Source organism: Noviherbaspirillum aerium, from assembly GCF_008929045.1.
Lineage (GTDB): Bacteria > Pseudomonadota > Gammaproteobacteria > Burkholderiales > Burkholderiaceae_D > Noviherbaspirillum > Noviherbaspirillum aerium.
Genome location: NZ_VFAH01000003.1, coordinates 216,839 through 232,045, shown reverse-complemented (window position 1 = coordinate 232,045; position 15,207 = coordinate 216,839). Strand labels below are relative to the sequence as shown.

Below are 15,207 nucleotides of genomic sequence, written 5' to 3'. Positions count from 1 at the left end.
AAAAGCCGCATGCTATCCTTGCAACAATATTGTCGGCCAGGAACGTCAGGCCGTTGGCATGCACAGGAACAGGGGGAAATATGCCAGTCATCGCCATCGTCAATCCCAAGGGCGGCGTGGGAAAGAGCACGATTGCCACCAATCTCGCCGGTTATTTCGCCAAGCAGGGGCACAAGGTCATGCTGGGCGATATCGATGCCCAGCAGAGCTCGCGCGCCTGGCTGTCCTTGCGGCCGGGCGGCCTGCCGCCTATCCTGCCCTGGGAGATCGATGGCCATGCGGCGCGGCCGCCGAAGGGCACCACCCATGTGGTGCTCGATACGCCGGCGGGTCTGGCCGGCGACCGGCTACACGAAGTCATGCGCATCGCCGACCGGGTCGTGATTCCGCTGCAAGCTTCCATGTTTGACATTCTGGCAACCCAGACTTTCCTGCAGTGGCTGGCGGGGCATCGCGGCAAGGCCCGGGTCGGCGTGGTCGGCATGCGCGTCAACGTCCGTACCCGGGCATTCGATCAGCTGATGCATTACGCCGGGCAGCTCGGCCTGCCAGTGCTGGGCTATCTGCGCGATACGCAGAATTACGTGCAACTGGCCGCGCACGGCGCAAGTCTTTGGGATGTCACTCCGTCGCGGGTGGAACGCGATATGGAGCAATGGCAGGCATTGGTGAAATGGGCATCATGATGTGAACGCTTAACGCGCATAAGGGAGCAGGAAAACATGATCACGCCGGATTATGCCCGCACCATGGCGGGTTACAACCGCTGGATGAACGGCAAGCTGTATGCCAGCGGCGACCGCCTGAGCGATGAACAGCGCAAGTCGGACCGCGGCGCGTTTTTCAAGTCCCTGCACGGTACGCTGAACCATCTGCTGTGGGCGGATTTCATGTGGCTCGGACGTTTCGTCCACGGCACGCCGCTCGAAAAACCGTATCCGAAAGTCCCGGTCGGCACATTGCTGCACGAGGACTGGGATCGCCTGAAGACAGCCCGGGCGTCGCTCGACGAGGATATCGCCAGGTGGGCCGATAGCTTGGCCATGGAATGGCTGGCTGCGGATTTCAGCTGGTACAGCGGCCTTACCCAGACCACCCGAACCAAACCTGCCTGGCTGCTGGTGGCCCATTTCTTCAATCATCAGACCCATCACCGCGGGCAGGCCACGACCCTCCTGGCGCAATTCGGCATCGACCCCGGTTCGACCGATCTGGCATTCATGCCGGCAAGCGGTCCCGGTTCCTGAGCGCCCGCGTCATCAGGAAGGCTGCTGACAAACAGCGTGTGCGCCATGAAGCCAAGTTAAAAAACGGTAAGGAATTGGATTTCTAATAACATCGAACATCGCCGGCCTTGCGACTGGACGAGGCCGAGAAGATTTGTCCATGGACGGAGGCAAGGTTTTGCCAACGCTTGGTTGGCACCGCTGTAGCCGGACCATGGAAAAGGCGTGGTGACGCGACATGGCATGCTCGGCGTCCCCGCACAACGCTGTGCCGCTGGCAAATCTTTCGAATTGTCGGTCTGGTCAGGACGTAAGCGCTCTAGCCGCCCTTGTCCCGGCCGGGCTGATTGGACTTGGGCATGAAGCGGCCGTCAGCGCGTGCGGAACCGCGTTCTTATCACGTCGAGCTCCCGGCATAGCATGTCGACGCCATCGAGAATGCGCGGTCCCGAGCGGTTCAGCAATTCGCCGTCAATCAGCAGCAGGTGATTGTCCCTCACCGCTTTCAAGCCCGCAAACCGCTTCCAGCCGGCGAGCACATCTTCCTGTTCGCCGCCGCTGGCAATGATCACGTCGGGATTTGCCTTGAGCACCGCTTCAACCGTCACGGTCGGCGCCAGCTGCCGCAGTTCGCCGAACACGTTTTCGGCGCCGCAGACGCGCAGCGCGGCTGACACGAGATGCGGTCCGCCCAGGGTCATGAGCGGCGTGCGCCATATCTGGTAGAACACGTTCAGCCTGCGGCGCTGCCGGTATGTTTCCTTCAACTGTTCAAGGCGCTCGCGAAATTGGGCTGCCGCCTTGCGGCCGGTCGGTTCGGTGGCGGCAAGCAGCGCCAGCCGTTCGAGAGAGGATGCGATGGTCTCGAACTCGTAGGGCTCGCTCCTGAATACCGGGATGCCGAGCGACCGCAGTTTGGCGAGCTGCGCCGCCGCATGGCCGTTGTTCCAGCCGACGATCAGGTCCGGCTTCCTCTGCAGGATGCGTTCCAGATCAAGGGATACGCCGCTGCCGACCGAGGGAATGGCCTTTGCCTGGGCCGGATGGTCGCTGAATTCCGTGACGCCGACGACGTACGGTCCCGCCCCGGCGGCAAACAGCATCTCGGTGGTGTGCGGGGCGAGGCTGACGATGCGGCGCGCCGGGGCGGCGAGCGTCACGGCATGGCCAGTATCGTCGCGCACCGACACCGATGCCAGGCACGATGCCGGCAGCAGGCAGGCAGTCAGCAGGAAGTGCAGCAGGACGACCGCGCGCATGGGTGCCTGCCGCCGTATCTCAGATCTCGAGGTTGTCGATCAGTCGAGTGGTGCCGAGTTTCGCCGCGGCGACCACGACCAGCTGCTCGCCCTTGGCGAGGTCGCCGGCGGAGGGCGGCTGCAAGTCGGCGCGCTTGCGGATGGAAATGTAATCCGGTTTCCAGCCACGCTCGGCAAGCCTGGCCATCGCATTGCGCTCGAGCTCGAAAATATCCAGGTGTCCGGAGCGCACTTCGTTGGCCACATCATTGAGCAGCTGATACAGCTTCGGCGCCTCGGCGCGTTCTTCCGGCGACAGGTAGCCGTTGCGCGACGACAGGGCAAGGCCGTCTTCGGCACGGTAGGTCTCGGCGGCGATGATTTCCGTCGGCAGCGCGAACTGCTTTGCCATGTTGCGAACGATCATCAGCTGCTGGTAATCCTTCTTGCCGAATACGGCCACGCGCGGCTGGACGCAGGAGAACAGCTTGAGGACGACCGTGGTCACGCCGGTGAAGAATCCGGGGCGGAATTCGCCTTCCAGGATATTGCCGAGATCATCGGGCGGGCGCACGCGATATTCCTGCGGCTCGGGATACAAGTCCTTCTCGGTCGGCGCAAACAGCACATACACGCCTTCCTTTTCCAGCTTCTCGACGTCGGCCTGGAAGGTGCGCGGATACTTGTCGAAATCCTCGTTCGGACCGAACTGCAAGCGGTTGACGAAGATGGAAGCGACGACCGGATCGCCGTGCTTGCGCGCCAGGCGCATCAGGGACAGGTGTCCTTCATGCAGATTGCCCATGGTCGGCACGAACGCGGTCCGCAATTGCCCGCGCATCTGATCACGCAGTTCGTCGATGGAGGAAATGATTTTCATGATTTTCCGGATGAACTAGAAATGGATTGCATCGAATCGCGCAGCCGGCCACATGCGTCCGGCAGGCTGGCATCGGCGGTTCGGTTCGCTTGAAAGGAATCAGCTCGGCGAATAGGCCAGTCGAACATAGATTGGCGCAAAGGCTTCGGCTTGGGTGATTTCAATCAGGGTTTCCTTGGCCAGTTCGAGCAGCGCGATAAAGTTGACCACCACCACCGGCACCCCCCGCGAAGGATCGAAGAGATCCGCAAATTCCACGAATCTGGCCGATTGCAGGCGTCGCAGGATGCTTGTCATGTGCTCCCGGACGGACAACTCTTCGCGGCTGATGGTATGGTGCGCCGTCAGCTTGGCTCGCTTGAGGATGTCGGCCCAAACCGCCTGCAGCTCGGGCATGTTCACTTCCGGCCAGCGGGTGACGACGCTCTGTTCGATATGGATCTGCGCCCGCACATAATCCCGGCCGAGCTGGGGGAGGGCATCGAGCTGCTGGGCGGCCAGCTTGATCTGCTCGTATTCAAGCAGGCGCCGTACCAGTTCGGCGCGCGGATCTTCGGCTTCCTCGCCGGTGTCAGCCTTTCTGACCGGCAGCAGCATGCGCGACTTGATCTCGATGAGCATGGCCGCCATCAGCAGGTATTCCGCGGCAAGCTCAAGATTGCGGGCACGGATCTGGTCGACATATTCCAGATACTGGCGCGTGACTTGCGCCATGGGAATGTCGAGGATATTGAAGTTCTGCTTGCGGATGAGGTAGAGCAGCAGGTCGAGAGGGCCCTGGAATGCCTCCAGGAACACCTCCAGCGCATCGGGCGGGATGTACAGATCCGACGGCAGCTTGAACAGCGGTTCGCCGTACAGTTTCGCGTATGCCATGCCGTCGATGACATCGGGTGTCGAGTCCGGCTGCCCGGCGAGCGCGCGCTCCGGGGCGTCGGTCGGCAAATGCGCCAGCAGCGCGTCCTGCTGCGTCGACATCAGGACTTGGATTGATAGACGTAAGGCTGCTGCTTGACGCGGGATTCCTCGGCGCGCTTGCGGGCATCGAGATCGATGGGCGATTCGTCCCAGAAGATGGCGCGGCCGGCGCGCTGCTTCTGTTCCAGCTCAGGATCCTTCTGTTTCAGCTCTTTGAGGAATTTGGTGAATTCGGATTCGTATTGCGAGAATTTCATGGTCTTTGATAGCAAGATAAAAGCTGGCGCTATTCTAACCTGTCTTCCATGCAAAACCTTTGTTTCAACAAGGGTTTGTGCAGAATGAAACCGGAATGAAACGCGCGCGCCGGTATCGATTCAATATCAATCTGGCAATGCCGCCGCATTCCGCAAGGAAGACGGAGAACAGGATTCAATGCCCGAGCAGGCAGCGCATGACGGTCGGCGCCGGTTCGAGCGGATTGGCATTGCTGTATTCGAGCTCGGGTGCGAGCTCGAAGCCGAATGCCGCGTACAGGTCCAGCAGCCGCTCCTGGTCGGCCCGCACGCCCAGCCTGAGTTCCGTCACGTCGGCGGCCTGCGCCTCATGGATGACCGCTTCCAGCAAATGCTGCGACAGGTGTTCGCCGCGGAACTGCGGCAGCACGCCCATGCGGCGGATTTCCCAGACATCCGGCTCGCCTTCCAGAGGAAGCCAGCGCACCGACCCGATCGGCTGGTCTTCCCTGAGGAGAATGAAGGCGCCGCCATGCTGCAGATCCTGACGTACGCGCACGGCGGTTTCCCGGTGTCCGCTGGAGGTGACGGCGACCTTGCCTGCCCACGCCGCGCGTGTCAGTTCGGCGATCAGTTGCGCATCATCCAGCGTTGCTTCACGAACAACAACGTTCATAGCAGTAGTGATTAAAGGAAGTGGGGCTCCATCTGGCCGGCTCGACTCAGCGTACCCGCATGCCAGGCTCGGCGCCAGGCCACGGATTCAGGACATAAATGCCCGGGTTGGCCTTCTCATCCGCCGAGGAAGCGGCGAGCACCATGCCTTCCGATATGCCGAATTTCATTTTTCTCGGTGCAAGATTGGCCACCATGACAGTCAGTTTTCCTACCAGATCTTCCGGTTTGTAAGAGGACTTGATACCCGAAAACACATTGCGCATGCGCCCTTCGCCGACATCCAGGGTCAGGCGCAGCAGCTTGTCCGACCCGTCCACATGCTCGCAATTGACGATTTTGGCAATGCGCAGGTCGATCTTGGCAAAGTCGTCGATCTTGATCTCCGGCGCAATGTCTTCGATTCCGGCGCCATCATCGGCGGCCTTCGCATCGGCGGGAGCGGCGGCGGCCGGTGCCGGCATGTCGAACAGGGCATCCAGCATCTTTGGATCGACACGCTGCATCAAATGTTCAAATGTGCCGATCGCGGACGGGCTGTTCTGCAGGTCGGCCCAGGTCAGTTCGCGCTCGATGCCGAACAGCGTGGCGACCTTGCGGGCCAGCGCCGGCAGGATCGGCGCCAGATAGATGGACAGGTTGAAGAAAGCCCGCAGCAGGTTGCTGCAGACTTCCTGCAGTTCCTGGTTGTTGGCGGGATCCTTCGCCAGCTCCCACGGTTTCTTGGTGTCGACGTACTGGTTCACCTCGTCCGCCAGTGCCATGACGAGGCGGATCGCCTTGCCGTATTCGCGGGCCTCGAAGGCTTCGCGAATCGCCGGTTCCTCAACCGCGAAGCGCGGACCCCAGGTGATTTGCGGACTGAGTTCGCCGCCGAAACGCTTGGTGATGAAGCCGGCGGCACGGCTGGCGATGTTGACGTACTTGCCGATCAGGTCGGAGTTGACGCGGGCAACGAAGTCATCCGGATTGAAATCGACGTCTTCCACCTTGGCATTGAGCTTGGCCGCAATGTAATAGCGCAGCCACTCGGGATTCATGCCGATGTCGAGATAGCGCAGCGGAGAAATGCCGGTGCCGCGCGACTTCGACATCTTCTCGCCGCTGACGGTAATGAATCCGTGCACGAACACATTGGTCGGCACCTTCAATCCGGAAAACTTCAGCATTGCCGGCCAGAACAGGGTGTGGAAGTAGATGATGTCCTTGCCGATGAAGTGATATTGCTCGGTCGTCGGATCATTCATGAAGGCAGCATAATCGCGGCCGGTCTTGTCGAAATAGTTTTTCAGCGACGCAAGATAACCGACCGGCGCATCCAGCCAGACATAGAAATACTTGCCCGGCGCATCCGGGATTTCGATGCCGAAGTAGGGGGCGTCTCGGCTGATGTCCCAGTCGCCCAGTCCTTCCTCGCCTTCCAGCCATTCCTTGGCCTTGTTGATGACCTCGGGCTGCAGGCGGTTTGGTTCCTGGGTCCATTCGCGCAGGAAATTCACGCATTTCGGATCCGACAGCTGGAAGAAATAATGCTCGGACGACTTCAAGACCGGCGTGGCGCCGGACAGCGTGGAATAGGGATTCTTCAGGTCGGTCGGCGCGTAGACGGCGCTGCATACCTCGCAGGAGTCGCCGTACTGGTCCTTGGCGCCGCACTTCGGGCATTCGCCCTTGATGTAGCGGTCCGGCAGGAACATGTTCTTGACCGGATCGAAGAACTGCTCGATGGTCTTGGTGGTGATCAGCCTGGCATCATCGCGCAGGCGGCGGTAGATGTCCTGCGACAGCTCGTGGTTTTCCTTGGCGTCGGTGGAATGCCAGTTGTCAAAGCCGATGTGGAAACCGTCGAGGTATTGCTTGCGGCCGGCCGCGATGTTGGCAACAAACTCCTGCGCAGTGATGCCGGCCTTCTCCGCGGCGATCATGATCGGCGCGCCATGCGCGTCGTCGGCGCCGACGAAATGCACCTCGTTGCCTTGCATGCGCTGAAACCTTACCCAGATGTCGGCCTGGATATATTCCATGATGTGGCCGATGTGAAACGCGCCATTGGCATACGGCAGGGCAGTGGTGACAAACAGCTTGCGGGACGGTGTGGTGCTCATTTGGCAATGCTTATCTAAGTAAAACTGCCATTCTAGCAGTGCGGAGGCGCTTGCCGCAGTCCGATGACCGATGGCGTGTCCCGCGCCGTCGTTCGGCCGTCGACCGGCCGGCAAAGGCGCCGGTTTGGAAGCCCGTTGTCGACAAGGTAAAATAGCGCATCTTTCATCCATCACGGCTTTGGCGACCCAAGGCCGTTTTTATTTGCCATGACCGTCCGCACCCGTTTTGCCCCCAGCCCGACCGGCTATCTTCACCTCGGCGGCGCGCGCACCGCGCTGTTTTCCTGGGCCTATGCCCGCCACTTCGGCGGCACCTTCATCCTGCGCATCGAGGATACCGATCTCGAGCGTTCTACGCCGGAGGCCGTGCAGGCCATCCTGGACGGCATGAACTGGCTCGGCCTGCATCATGATGAAGGTCCGTTCTATCAGATGAAGCGCATGGACCGCTATCGCGAGGTGGTGGCGCAGATGCTGGAGGCCGGAACCGCCTACCATTGCTACTGCACGCCGGAGGAGGTGGAGGCGATGCGCGAACGCCAGCGGGCGATCGGTGAAAAGCCGCGCTATGACGGCACCTGGCGCCCGGAGCCCGGCAAGACCCTGCCCGCCATTCCGGAAGGCCGCAAGCCGGTGGTGCGCTTCAAGAATCCGCTGGACGGCGACGTCACCTGGAATGATGTCGTCAAGGGACAGATCACCATTTCCAATCGCGAACTCGATGATCTCGTGATCGCCCGTCCCGACGGCACGCCGACCTACAACTTCTGCGTCGCCATCGACGACTGGGACATGAAGATCACCCACGTCATCCGCGGCGACGACCATGTCAACAACACGCCGCGCCAGATCAATATCCTGCGCGCGCTGGGTGCTCCCCTGCCTGAATACGGACATGTGCCGATGATTCTCGGCGCCGACGGCGAAAAGCTTTCCAAGCGTCACGGCGCAGTGAGCGTAATGGAGTATCCGGCGCAAGGTTATCTGCCCGAGGCGATGCTGAACTATCTTGCCCGCCTCGGCTGGAGTCACGGCGACGATGAAATCTTTTCAATGGAGCAATTCCGGGAATGGTTCGACCTCGACCATCTGTCCAAGTCTCCCGCCCAATTCAATCCGGAAAAGCTGGCATGGCTGAACAACCACTATATCAAGCAGGCGGACAATGCCCGCCTCGAAGGGCTGGTGCGCCCCGTGCTCGAGAGGGAAGGCGCCCGTTTCGAAGGCAGCCCGCCCTTGCAGTCCGTCATCGCATTGATGAAGGAACGCGCCAATACGATCAATGAAATCGCCGATGCCGCCATGCTCTTTTATCGGGAGCCGCAGCCGGATGCGGCGCTGGTGGAGCAGCATGTCACCGACGCGGTGAAACCCGTGCTGGCCCAGTTCGCCGAGCAGTGCAAGACCATTGACTGGAACAAGGCGGCAATTGCGGCCGCAATGAAGGAAGTGCTTGCGGCTCACAAGCTGAAGATGCCGCAGCTGGCAATGCCTTTGCGTCTGATCATTACCGGTCAGTTGCAGACGCCGGCCATCGATGCCGTACTTGAATTGTTCGGCCGCGAGACTGTGCTTTCGCGTCTGCAGAAATTTATTGGCTGATTTTACAAAATTCGCGAAAGGACTTACGGCTGAGAAAAAACTTTGCTATACTCTCGTTTCTTCGCAACGGGGGTATAGCTCAGCTGGGAGAGCGCTTGCATGGCATGCAAGAGGTCAGCGGTTCGATCCCGCTTACCTCCACCACGCGACAAGGTAGTCGGTAGTAAGACGAAATGCGAAAAGAAGTACAATAGGCTGCAGTTCGACAGGTTTCTGTCTCCATCGTCTAGAGGCCTAGGACATCACCCTTTCACGGTGAGTACCGGGGTTCGAATCCCCGTGGAGACGCCAGATAAAACGCCACGCAATTGCGTGGCGTTTTGCTTTTCCGCGTGTATCCGCTGTTTCTGCGTATGATCCGTCCTTGATGCAATAAACAGGGCGTGACTTTCTGCAAGTGACGTCGCCATGCCGGATCGTCGATTCATGTTCAACCGTTCAACCGCTTTGCTTTCTCTCTTCAGATGCATGAGGCCGCGCCTCGCACGGCTGGAGCGGAAATCACCCTATTACCATGTTCCCCGATAAAAGAGCCGCCACTTCGCTTGCCCTGTTTTGCAAGGTTGTCGATAACTTCGGTGATATCGGCATATGCTGGCGTCTTGCGCGGCAGTTGCGGCGGGAGCACGCTATCGCGGTCACCTTATGGGTGGACGATCTGCGCAGCTTTCAACGGATCTGTCCTGGTGTGGCGCTCGATGTCGAGCAGCAGATGATCGAGGGCGTGACAGTCCGTCATTGGCATACCCAGGAAAGTATGTTCATGCCGGGCGACGTCGCCGATATCGTTGTCGAATTCTTTGCTTGCGACATCCCTCCCGGCTACATCACTGCGATGGCCGAATGCGATCCGCCTCCGGTCTGGCTCAATCTGGAAGGGCTAAGCGCGGAAGAGTGGGTCGAGGGCTGCCATACCTTGCCGTCGCCCCATCCGCGCCTGCCATTGACGAAATACTTCTTCTTTCCCGGGTTTACCAACAAGACGGGCGGCCTGATTCATGAAGCTTCGCTGGAAGAGCAACGTCAGCGCTTTCACGCCGATCCGGCTGCCATGTCGGATTTCCTTGCAAAGCTTGGACTGACGCAACCGGAAATCGGCTCGCTGAAGACGAGCCTGTTTTGCTACCCGCACGCGCCGGTGTCCGCGCTGTTCGAGACATGGCGCAGCGGCGACGTGCCGGTCACATGCCTGGTGCCCGAAGGCGTCGCCATCGAGGCCGTGGAGGAATTCCTCGGGGAGAGGTCCGTACCCGGCGCCGCATGCACTCGCAATGCGCTCACCTTGCGGGTACTTCCCTTCATTCCTCAAGAGGACTATGACAAATTGCTATGGGCGTGCGATCTCAATTTCGTGAGAGGGGAAGACTCCTTTGTCCGCGCGCAGTGGGCGGGCAAGCCCTTTGTCTGGCATATCTATCCTCAGGATAAGAATCTGCATCACAAGAAGCTGCGCGCCTTCCTGCAGCGTTATCAGCCCGCCGGCGGCAGTGTCACGGAATTCTCCTTGCGCTGGAACGGCGCATGGGCGGCGGACGCCGGCAGCAAGGAAGACTGGGCCCGGCTTTGGCAGGCGTTCAGGAGCGACATGCCCGACATCGGTCGTGCAGGAGAGGAGTGGACGCGCGGCATCCGCGCGCACGGCGACCTCGCCTCAAACCTGCTGAATTTCGTCTGTTCCATTAAGTCGGCAGCCGAGCAAAAGAAGGTATAATGCGCGGTTAATTTATAGCCTGTCGGAACGCTTATTTCCAAGTACGCGTTTGACATATGCTGAAGGCGCCGTTGGTCCCATGAGGCCGCAGATGGTTTTTATGCAATTTATTTTTTACGTATATTCTCTATGAAACCTGCAAAAGAAGTTCGTGTTGGCAATATCATCATGGTGGACGGCAAGCCTTTCATCGTACTGCGTTCCGACGTCAATGGTTCGAGCCGTACAGGCTTCACCTACAAGTGGAAGATGAAGAATCTCCTGACGAATGCTCCGCTGGAAAACGTCTTCCGCGGCGACGACAAGTTCGACGTTGTCGTCCTCGACAAGAAGCCCGTCACCTATTCGTATTTCGCCGATCCCCTGTATGTCTTCATGGATGAAGAGTACAACCAGTACGAAATCGAAGAAGAGAACCTGGGCGATGCGCTGAATTATTTGAAGGACGGCATGGAGTGCGAAGCCGTTTTCTATGACGGCAAGGCGATCTCCGTTGAACTGCCCATCACGATCGCACGCGAAATCGTGTACTCGGAGCCGGCAGTCAAGGGCAACACCTCCGGCAACGTGCTGAAGGATGCCCAGATCGAAAACGCCATCGAGTCCAAGCGCTTCACCGTCCAGGTGCCGCTGTTCGTCAGCCAGGGCGACGTGATTGAAATCGATACCCGTACCAACGAGTACAAGCGCGTGGTCCGCAACTAAGTTGTTGCGGCCGATCGGGTTCGGCGAGGCTGACCCGACGCCAAAAAGACAAAACGCCGCACGATACGTGCGGCGTTTTTTTTTGCCCCGTCAGCGCTTTACCCGCATTGCGCTTCAAGGTATAAACAGGCGTTCCGATCAACGAGAAGCATCCATGACACACTCCATCTCCATCCTGTCCCTGGTTGCCGCCATCGCATTGGCCGGCTGTTCCTCTTTCCCCACTTCTTCCGGCAAGGACACCTCTGCACCGGCGGCCTCTTCAACACCTGCCAAGCGGGACGCAAGACTCGACGCGAATGGAAGCCGGGTGCAGGTCCAGGATGAAGCCGGTCCTGTCACCGTGCAGAAGGTCGAATTCAAGTCGGGCGTTTCTTCCGCAACGGTCGAGCGGCTTGCGAAGGAACATGGCTGCATCGGCAGCGGGGGTGCAGGCTTGATGACCGAGAAGGGGCCGGTAGAGGTCTATCGCATGCAATGCGAGAATGGCAAACCCTTCCTCGCCAGGTGCGAACTGCGCCAGTGCCGCCCGATGCGTTGAACAATTGAAAACGCCCTTTCCAGATGTGGAAAGGGCGGCATGGAATTGTGCATCGGGGAATGAATCAGGTAAGCGAACCCGGCTTATTCCTCGTCGGCGACTTGCAGAATCAGTTTGCCGAAATTCTTACCTTCGAACAGCATCAGCAGGGCCTCGGGGAATTTGTCGAGTCCTGACACGATGTCTTCGCGCGTCTTGAAGGTGCCTTCCTTCATCCATTTGCCCATTTCCGCGACGGCGAGATGGTAGCGGTCCGCATAATCGAACACCACCATGCCTTCCATGCGGGCGCGATTCACCAGCAGCGACATGTAGTTGGCAGGACCTTTGACGGGCGTTGTATTGTTGTATTGTGAAATCGCGCCGCAGATGACGATGCGGGCCCGCATCGCCAGCTTGGCCAGGACGTGATCGAGAATCTCGCCGCCGACATTATCGAAATAAACATCGACGCCATTCGGGCAATGCGCTTTCAAGCCATCGCGCACCGAGCCGTTCTTGTAATCGATGCACGCATCGAATCCCAATTCCTTGACGACAAAATCACATTTGTCCTGTCCGCCCGCAATACCGACGACACGGCATCCCTTGTGCTTTGCGACCTGTCCTACCGTCTGGCCCACGGCGCCGGCGGCACCCGATACCACGACCGTCTGGCCAGGCTGGGGCTGTCCGACATCGAGCAGGCCGAAGTAGGCCGTCATGCCCGGCATGCCAAGGGCATTCAGGTATTTGGGCAGCGGCGCCATGGCCGGGTCGACCTTGTGGAAGGCGCCGGCCTTGTCGTCGGCAGCACCGATCCAGTATTGCTGGACGCCGACCGTGCCGGAAACATAATCGCCCACCGCAAACTTCGGTGACCTCGATGCGATGACCTTGCCGACGCCGCCGGCGCGCATGACCTCGTCGATTGCCACCGGGCGGATATAGGATTTGCCTTCATTCATCCATCCGCGCATTGCCGGATCGAGCGACAGGTAGATCGTCTTGATCAGGATTTCGCCTTCTGCAAGTTCGCGGACCGGTTCTGACACGGACTTCCAGTCCGTCGGTTTTGGCAGGCCGACAGGGCGTGCTGCGAGGCGAATTTGCTGGTTGACGAGAGCGGTGGCAGTCATGATGTCTCCTTTGTTTAACAGGGTGGCAGTACTATAACTCGAAATGAACGGTCGTTCTTTTTTATAAAGTGTAACAGACAGAATTCCTTTTGAACTTTCCCGCTAGCATGCTGACCAAGTGAGGAGCCGCAACATTGCTGCGGTTCAAGAGGTGGGGAGGTGGAGTCAAGGGCTCTTTTTCCCTTAGCGCCTACGCAAATTTTGTGTTGCCTCGTTCACGACGCGCTGGGAATGCCATGGCGCTCCCATAACATCGCAACCCTCACGTTCTAACCATACAGATTTTTTAGGAGTTCACATGCTTCGTTCCGAAACGCTCTTTGGCAAACGCGATGCCAACACTGGAAACTCTCCCCTGAACACGGCCAGTGGCATCGTCCCGACCGGCACGTCGGGCCTTAGCAAGACCGTTTCCACCGTTAGCGGCACATCGGGTTCCACGACATCCAATGTCGAGAACAACGTTACCAGCAGCACCAACAATGAAGGCGGCAGCAAGTTGATCGTCGGCCCGAATATCAAGCTCAAGGGCGTCGAAATCACCGATTGCGACACGCTCGTCGTTGAAGGCCGCGTTGAAGCCACTATCGATTCCCGCGTGATCCAGATCGCCGAGCGCGGTGCGTTCAAGGGTTCCGCCGAGATCGATATCGCTGAAATCCATGGCGAATTCGACGGCGACCTGACCGTGCGCCAGAAACTGGTGATCTACTCGACCGGCAAGGTTACCGGCACCGTCCGTTATGGCAAGGTTGTCATTGAAGAAGGCGGCCAGTTGTCGGGCGATATTCAAGTGGGCACCAACAGCGCCGCGAAGAACCTGACCGTCGCCAAGGTAGGCTAAGCGCAAATTCTCGCAAGAGGAAGCGGACTGCAGTTCAAGGGCAAGCCGTCACTGCTTGGAGTACCCGCGCTGACGAAACAGTTTGCCCACCCAGTATGACGGACCGGCATGCGATGCGCGTCCGGTTGACGAGCGAAGCCGACAGGCTCTAAATGTAAACGAGACATGACCCGGATACGCGCTGCGTTCCGGGTTTTTGTTTTGCTGCGTTCGATTTCCAATGCAGGCGGCAATCGATGCTTTGCTGGTGGCCACCGGGGCACTTCGGTGAACCTCCGAGATTGGTCTTGCAGGGTGCGGCCCCGGCGAGCGGGCAGCTTTCATTTCACTCAGTGAGCAATTTTGAAAAATAGTCGAGGTCAAATCCTCGCGTTTCAGGCAATCCGCTGCGTTGCGTTTAGCAAAGCCGTGCGACAATAACGGACCTAGGTTTGCAGGCTTTATCAAAACTCCATCATGACGCACCCGGAATACATTCTTACCTTGTCCTGTCCCGACCACCGCGGCATTGTGCATCGCGTGTCAGGATTTTTGGCCGAGCATGGCTGCAACATCATTGACTCCGCGCAGTTCGGCGATGCGCAGTCGCAGCTGTTTTTCATGCGTGTCCATTTCGCCGCGGAAGATAACTCGGTCAGCGATGCCAAGCTGCGAGCGGACTTTGCCGCAGTGGCGGAAGAACTGAACATGAACGCGCAGTTGAATGACGCCCACAAGAAGCCGCGCATGATGCTGATGGTATCGAAGATCGGACATTGCCTGAACGATCTGCTGTTCCGATACAAGAGCGGTCTGCTGCCGGTGGAGATTCCGGCCATTGTTTCCAATCATACGGACTTCTATCAGCTTTCCGCGAGCTACAACATTCCATTCCATCACCTGCCCCTGGCGACCGGCGCTTCTCCTGAAGCCAAGCGTGCGCAGGAAGAAAAGATTCTCGAGATCGTTAGAGCCAACGACATCGACCTCGTCGTGCTTGCGCGCTACATGCAGATTCTTTCCCCGCAGCTGTGCGACGCATTGCGGGGCAAGGCGATTAACATTCACCATTCATTCCTGCCAAGTTTCAAAGGTGCCAAGCCCTATTACCAGGCGCATGAGCGCGGCGTGAAACTGATCGGTGCGACAGCGCACTTCGTGACCAGCGATCTGGACGAAGGCCCGATCATTGAACAGGATGTGGAGCGGGTTGATCACTCGATGGAGCCGGATACGCTGACAGCGATCGGGCGCGATGTGGAGTGCGTCGTACTGGCGCGCGCGGTGAAGTGGTTCGTCGAGCACCGCATCCTGCTCAACGGGCACAAGACGGTCGTTTTCAAATAACCTGACAACACAACGCGTTTCCGCCGCATAGCCGGCAATGAATAACGGCGGTTCCGCATCCTGCGGAGCCGCCGTTTTCACA

The 15,207-nt window shown here is 59.0% G+C and carries 15 protein-coding genes and 2 tRNA genes; 10 read left to right on the top strand and 7 right to left on the bottom strand.

Annotation, left to right across the window (positions count from 1 at the left end; genetic code table 11):
* The first annotated feature begins 80 nt into the window (after window positions 1-80).
* Together FH061_RS06885 and FH061_RS06880 are read left to right on the top strand one after the other, a co-directional pair.
* On the top strand, window positions 81-686 hold the full coding sequence (locus FH061_RS06885; protein WP_151634338.1) for a ParA family protein: 606 nt from the start codon (window positions 81-83) through the stop codon (window positions 684-686).
* Window positions 687-722: 36 nt separating this feature from the next.
* Entirely contained in the window at window positions 723-1,247 is a 525-nt protein-coding gene (locus FH061_RS06880; RefSeq protein WP_151634336.1) for a DinB family protein, read from the top strand.
* A 350-nt stretch (window positions 1,248-1,597) separates the two neighbouring features.
* On the opposite strand, the gene FH061_RS06875 is transcribed toward FH061_RS06880, so the two are convergent.
* The 6 genes from FH061_RS06875 to metG form a co-directional block, all read right to left on the bottom strand.
* Complete coding sequence (locus tag FH061_RS06875; protein WP_151634335.1) at window positions 1,598-2,485, bottom strand: cobalamin-binding protein; 888 nt, start codon at window positions 2,483-2,485, stop codon at window positions 1,598-1,600.
* 19 nt (window positions 2,486-2,504) lie between these two features.
* Window positions 2,505-3,344, bottom strand: coding sequence for a pantoate--beta-alanine ligase (panC, locus tag FH061_RS06870; RefSeq protein WP_151634333.1), 840 nt, complete (start codon window positions 3,342-3,344; stop codon window positions 2,505-2,507).
* Window positions 3,345-3,443: 99 nt separating this feature from the next.
* On the bottom strand, window positions 3,444-4,322 hold the full coding sequence (locus FH061_RS06865) for a segregation and condensation protein A (protein ID WP_151634331.1): 879 nt from the start codon (window positions 4,320-4,322) through the stop codon (window positions 3,444-3,446).
* A complete protein-coding gene (locus FH061_RS06860) occupies window positions 4,322-4,519 on the bottom strand; it encodes a DUF3460 family protein (RefSeq protein WP_151634329.1) in 198 nt (65 codons plus the stop codon). The genes FH061_RS06865 and FH061_RS06860 overlap by 1 nt, the downstream gene beginning before the upstream one ends.
* 175 nt (window positions 4,520-4,694) lie before the next feature.
* Window positions 4,695-5,174 carry a GNAT family N-acetyltransferase gene (locus FH061_RS06855; RefSeq protein WP_151634328.1) on the bottom strand — a complete coding sequence of 160 codons (480 nt, stop codon included), beginning with the start codon at window positions 5,172-5,174 and terminating at the stop codon, window positions 4,695-4,697.
* A gap of 46 nt (window positions 5,175-5,220) precedes the next feature.
* The gene (metG, locus tag FH061_RS06850) at window positions 5,221-7,278 is read right to left on the bottom strand and encodes a methionine--tRNA ligase (protein WP_151634326.1); all 2,058 of its coding nucleotides are present in this window, start codon (window positions 7,276-7,278) and stop codon (window positions 5,221-5,223) included.
* A gap of 207 nt (window positions 7,279-7,485) precedes the next feature.
* Between metG and gltX the strand changes: the two genes are divergently transcribed.
* The 6 genes from gltX (at window position 7,486) to FH061_RS30335 (ending at window position 11,837) form a co-directional block, all read left to right on the top strand.
* Entirely contained in the window at window positions 7,486-8,880 is a 1,395-nt protein-coding gene (gltX, locus tag FH061_RS06845) for a glutamate--tRNA ligase (RefSeq protein WP_151634324.1), read from the top strand.
* 68 nt (window positions 8,881-8,948) lie between these two features.
* A tRNA-Ala gene (locus tag FH061_RS06840) sits at window positions 8,949-9,024 on the top strand.
* A 71-nt stretch (window positions 9,025-9,095) separates the two neighbouring features.
* Window positions 9,096-9,171 (top strand) — tRNA-Glu (locus tag FH061_RS06835).
* Window positions 9,172-9,394: 223 nt separating this feature from the next.
* Window positions 9,395-10,591, top strand: a complete 1,197-nt coding sequence (gene earP, locus FH061_RS06830; RefSeq protein ID WP_151634322.1) for an elongation factor P maturation arginine rhamnosyltransferase EarP — start codon at window positions 9,395-9,397, stop codon at window positions 10,589-10,591.
* Between the two features lie 129 nt (window positions 10,592-10,720).
* The gene (locus tag FH061_RS06825) at window positions 10,721-11,296 is read left to right on the top strand and encodes an elongation factor P (RefSeq protein WP_151634320.1); all 576 of its coding nucleotides are present in this window, start codon (window positions 10,721-10,723) and stop codon (window positions 11,294-11,296) included.
* Window positions 11,297-11,450: 154 nt separating this feature from the next.
* On the top strand, window positions 11,451-11,837 hold the full coding sequence (locus FH061_RS30335; RefSeq protein ID WP_192804948.1) for a hypothetical protein: 387 nt from the start codon (window positions 11,451-11,453) through the stop codon (window positions 11,835-11,837).
* A gap of 83 nt (window positions 11,838-11,920) precedes the next feature.
* Here FH061_RS30335 and FH061_RS06815 read toward each other — a convergent pair whose 3' ends face one another.
* The gene (locus tag FH061_RS06815) at window positions 11,921-12,955 is read right to left on the bottom strand and encodes an NADP-dependent oxidoreductase (protein WP_151634318.1); all 1,035 of its coding nucleotides are present in this window, start codon (window positions 12,953-12,955) and stop codon (window positions 11,921-11,923) included.
* A gap of 298 nt (window positions 12,956-13,253) precedes the next feature.
* On the opposite strand from FH061_RS06815, the gene FH061_RS06810 reads away from it, so the two are divergent.
* Complete coding sequence (locus FH061_RS06810) at window positions 13,254-13,799, top strand: bactofilin family protein (protein WP_151634316.1); 546 nt, start codon at window positions 13,254-13,256, stop codon at window positions 13,797-13,799.
* Between the two features lie 456 nt (window positions 13,800-14,255).
* Window positions 14,256-15,125, top strand: a complete 870-nt coding sequence (gene purU / locus FH061_RS06805; RefSeq protein ID WP_151634314.1) for a formyltetrahydrofolate deformylase — start codon at window positions 14,256-14,258, stop codon at window positions 15,123-15,125.
* Window positions 15,126-15,207 lie beyond the last annotated feature (82 nt).